Source organism: Allosphingosinicella sp. (assembly GCF_036387215.1).
In the GTDB taxonomy this organism is placed as follows: domain Bacteria; phylum Pseudomonadota; class Alphaproteobacteria; order Sphingomonadales; family Sphingomonadaceae; genus Allosphingosinicella.
Window position 1 is genome coordinate 1 of the sequence record NZ_DASVUE010000301.1, and the last position, 4,074, is coordinate 4,074.

The following is a 4,074-nucleotide window of genomic DNA, read 5'->3' on the forward strand; positions in this document are numbered from 1 at the left end:
CGCTCCTCCGGCCCGCGCGACTCAGTCGACGGCCTCCAAGCGCATCCGCAAGATTTTCGGAAACATCCACGAGGTGTCCGAAATGCCGACCCTCATCGAGGTTCAGCGCGAGAGCTACGAGCAGTTCCTCCGCTCGCGGCCGCAGGACGGCTATGTCTCGGGCCTCGAGAAGACGCTTCGCTCGGTCTTCCCGATCCGCGATGTCGCCGGCACCGCCGAGCTCGATTTCGTCAATTACGAGCTCGAGGATCCCAAGTACGACGTCGACGAGTGCCGCCAGCGCGGGATGACCTATGCGGCGCCGATGCGGGTGACGCTCCGCCTGATCGTGTTCGAAGTCGATCCCGACACCGAGACGCGCTCCGTGCTCGATATCAAGGAGCAGGACGTCTACATGGGCGACATGCCGCTGATGACGAAGAACGGCACGTTCATCGTCAACGGCACCGAGCGCGTAATCGTCAGCCAGATGCACCGCTCGCCGGGCGTGCTGTTCGACCATGACCGCGGCAAGACCCATGCTTCGGGTAAGTATCTCTTCGCCGCCCGGGTCATCCCCTATCGCGGCTCGTGGCTCGACTTCGAGTTCGACGCCAAGGACATCGTCAACGTCCGCATCGACCGCAAGCGCAAGCTGCCGGTGACCGCCCTCCTCCACGCCCTCGACATGTCGAGCGAGGAGATCCTCAGCGAATTCTACAACCGCGTCACCTATGTGCGCGGTCCGAACGGCTGGGCGATCCCCTATGTGGCCGAGGCGTGGCGCGGCCAGAAGCCGTCATTCGACATCGTCAACGGCGAGACCGGCGAGGTCGTGTTCGCGGCCGGCCAGAAGATCACTCCGCGCGCCGCCAACAAGGCTGCCAAGGACGGCCTCACCCAGCTCGTGATCCCGACCGAGGAAATCTTCGGCCGCTATTCGGCGCTCGACCTCGTCAACGATGCGACCGGCGAGATCTACATCGAAGCGGGCGACGAGGTTTCCCCTGAGAACCTCGAGAAGCTCGACAAGGCCGGCATCGACCGGATCGAGCTGCTCGACATCGATCACGTCAACACCGGCGCCTGGATGCGCAATACGCTGAAAGCCGACAAGGCCGAGGACCGCGACCAGGCCCTCAGCGACATCTACCGCGTCATGCGTCCCGGCGAACCGCCGACGCGCGAGACCGCCGATGCGCTGTTCGCCGGCCTGTTCTTCGATCCGGAGCGCTACGACCTCTCGGCCGTCGGCCGCGTCAAGCTCAACATGCGCCTCGACCTCGACGTCGAGGACACGGTGACGACTCTCCGCAAGGAGGACATCATCGCCGTCGTGAAGACCCTCGTCGACCTCAAGGACGGCAAGGGCGAGATCGACGACATCGACAATCTCGGCAACCGCCGCGTCCGTTCGGTCGGCGAGCTGCTCGAGAACCAGTATCGCGTCGGTCTGCTCCGCATGGAGCGCGCCGTGAAGGAGCGGATGAGCTCGGTCGACGTCTCGACCGTAATGCCGAACGACCTCATCAACGCGAAGCCGGCGGTTGCCGCGGTGCGCGAGTTCTTCGGCTCTTCGCAGCTCTCGCAGTTCATGGACCAGACCAACCCCCTCTCCGAAGTGACGCACAAGCGCCGCGTCTCGGCGCTCGGGCCGGGCGGTCTCACCCGTGAACGCGCCGGCTTCGAAGTCCGCGACGTTCACCCGACCCACTATGGCCGTATCTGCCCGATCGAAACGCCGGAAGGCCCGAACATCGGCCTGATCAACTCGCTCGCGAGCTTCAGCAGGGTGAACAAGTACGGCTTCATCGAGACGCCGTACCGCCGCGTCGTCGACGGCAAAGTCACCGACGAGGTGGTCTACCTCTCCGCCATGGAGGAGGGAAAGCACACGATCGCGCAGGCCAACGCCGAGCTCAACGACGAGGGCAGCTTCGGCGAGGAGATCGTCTCCTCCCGCCGCGCCGGCGATTTCCTGATGGCACCGCGCGACCAGATCACCCTGATGGACGTGTCGCCAAAGCAGCTCGTTTCGGTCGCCGCATCGCTCATTCCGTTCCTTGAGAATGACGACGCCAACCGCGCCCTCATGGGCTCGAACATGCAGCGCCAGGCGGTGCCGCTCGTCCGCGCCGAGGCGCCGTTCGTCGGCACGGGCATGGAAGAGACGGTGGCCCGCGATTCCGGCGCCGCCATCTCGGCCCGCCGCGGCGGCATCGTCGACCAGGTCGATGCCACCCGCATCGTGATCCGCGCCACCGGCGACGTCGAGGCCGGCAAGTCGGGCGTCGACATCTACACGCTGATGAAGTTCCAGCGCTCCAACCAGAACACCTGCATCAACCAGCGCCCGCTGGTGAAGGTGGGCGATGTGGTGAGCGAAGGCGACGTCATTGCCGACGGTCCCTCGACCGAGATGGGCGAGCTCGCGCTCGGCCGGAACGTGCTCGTCGCGTTCATGCCGTGGAACGGGTACAATTATGAGGATTCGATCCTGATCTCCGAGCGGATCGTGAAGGACGACGTCTTCACCTCGATCCACATCGAGGAGTTCGAGGTGATGGCCCGCGATACCAAGCTCGGGCCGGAGGACATCACCCGAGACATCCCGAACGTCGGCGAGGAAGCGCTCCGCAACCTCGACGAGGCCGGCATCGTCTATATCGGCGCCGAAGTGGAGCCGGGCGACATCTTGGTCGGCAAGATCACTCCGAAGGGCGAAAGCCCGATGACTCCGGAGGAGAAGCTCCTCCGCGCCATCTTCGGTGAAAAGGCGTCCGACGTCCGCGACACCTCGCTCCGCCTGCCGCCGGGCGTTTCCGGCACGGTGGTCGAAGTGCGGGTCTTCAACCGCCACGGCATCGACATCGACGACCGTACTCGCGCGATCCAGACCGAGGAGAAGGACCGGCTCCGCAAGGACGCCGAGGACGAGCGCTCGATCCTGAAGCGCGCCACCTTCTCGCGTCTGCGCGAAATGCTGATCGGCCAGGTCGCGACCGCGGCTCCGAAGGGGGTCAAGAAGGGCGCTGCGATCGACGAGGCCACTCTCGAAAGCGTCGAGCGTCACGAATGGTGGAAGTTCGCCGTGCAGGACGACCGCGTGCAGAGCGATCTCGAAGCGGTCCGCGCCCAGTATGACGATGCCGAAGCGGTGATCCGCCGGCGCCTCGAGGACCGTATCGAGAAGCTCGAGCGCGGCGACGAGCTGCCGCCGGGCGTCTTGAAGATGGTCAAGGTCTTCGTCGCCGTGAAGCGCAAGCTTCAGCCGGGCGACAAGATGGCCGGCCGTCACGGCAACAAGGGCGTCATCAGCCGCATCCTGCCGATCGAGGACATGCCGTTCCTCGAGGACGGGACCCATGCCGACATCGTCCTCAACCCGCTCGGCGTGCCGTCGCGCATGAACGTCGGCCAGATCTTCGAAACCCATCTCGGCTGGGCCGCCCGCGGCCTCGGCAAGCAGATCGGCGAGATGCTGGAGGACATGCATCATCGCGGCAAGGACATTGCCGGCGACGACGTCGGCGCGATCCGCGCCAAGCTCAAGGACATCTATGGCGACCATTATGCGTCCGACATCGATGCCCGCGACGACGATCAGGTGATGGAGCTTGCGGCCAACCTCGTGAACGGCGTTCCGATGGGCACTCCGGTGTTCGACGGCGCGCGCGAGGCGGACGTTTCGGCGATGCTGGCCAAGGCGGGCCTCGACGAGAGCGGCCAGGTGACGCTCTACGACGGGCGCACCGGCGAGGCGTTCGACCGCAAGGTGACCGTGGGCTACATCTATATGCTGAAGCTCCACCACCTCGTGGACGACAAGATCCACGCGCGTTCGATCGGCCCCTACTCGCTCGTCACCCAGCAGCCGCTGGGCGGCAAGGCGCAGTTCGGCGGCCAGCGCTTCGGCGAGATGGAGGTCTGGGCGCTCCAGGCCTACGGCGCGGCCTACACGCTGCAGGAGATGCTGACGGTGAAGTCCGACGACGTGGTCGGCCGCACCAAGGTCTACGAGGCGATCGTCAAGGGCGACGACACGTTCGAGGCCGGCATTCCGGAGAGCTTCAACGTGCTCGTGAAGGAGATGCG

The 4,074-nt window shown here is 65.4% G+C and carries 1 protein-coding gene; it reads left to right on the top strand.

The annotated features are described in order from the left end of the window. Positions 1-43 precede the first annotated feature (43 nt). A partial coding sequence (rpoB, locus tag VF662_RS12235; RefSeq protein WP_464141562.1) for a DNA-directed RNA polymerase subunit beta occupies positions 44-4,074 on the top strand: 4,031 nt, incomplete at its 3' end.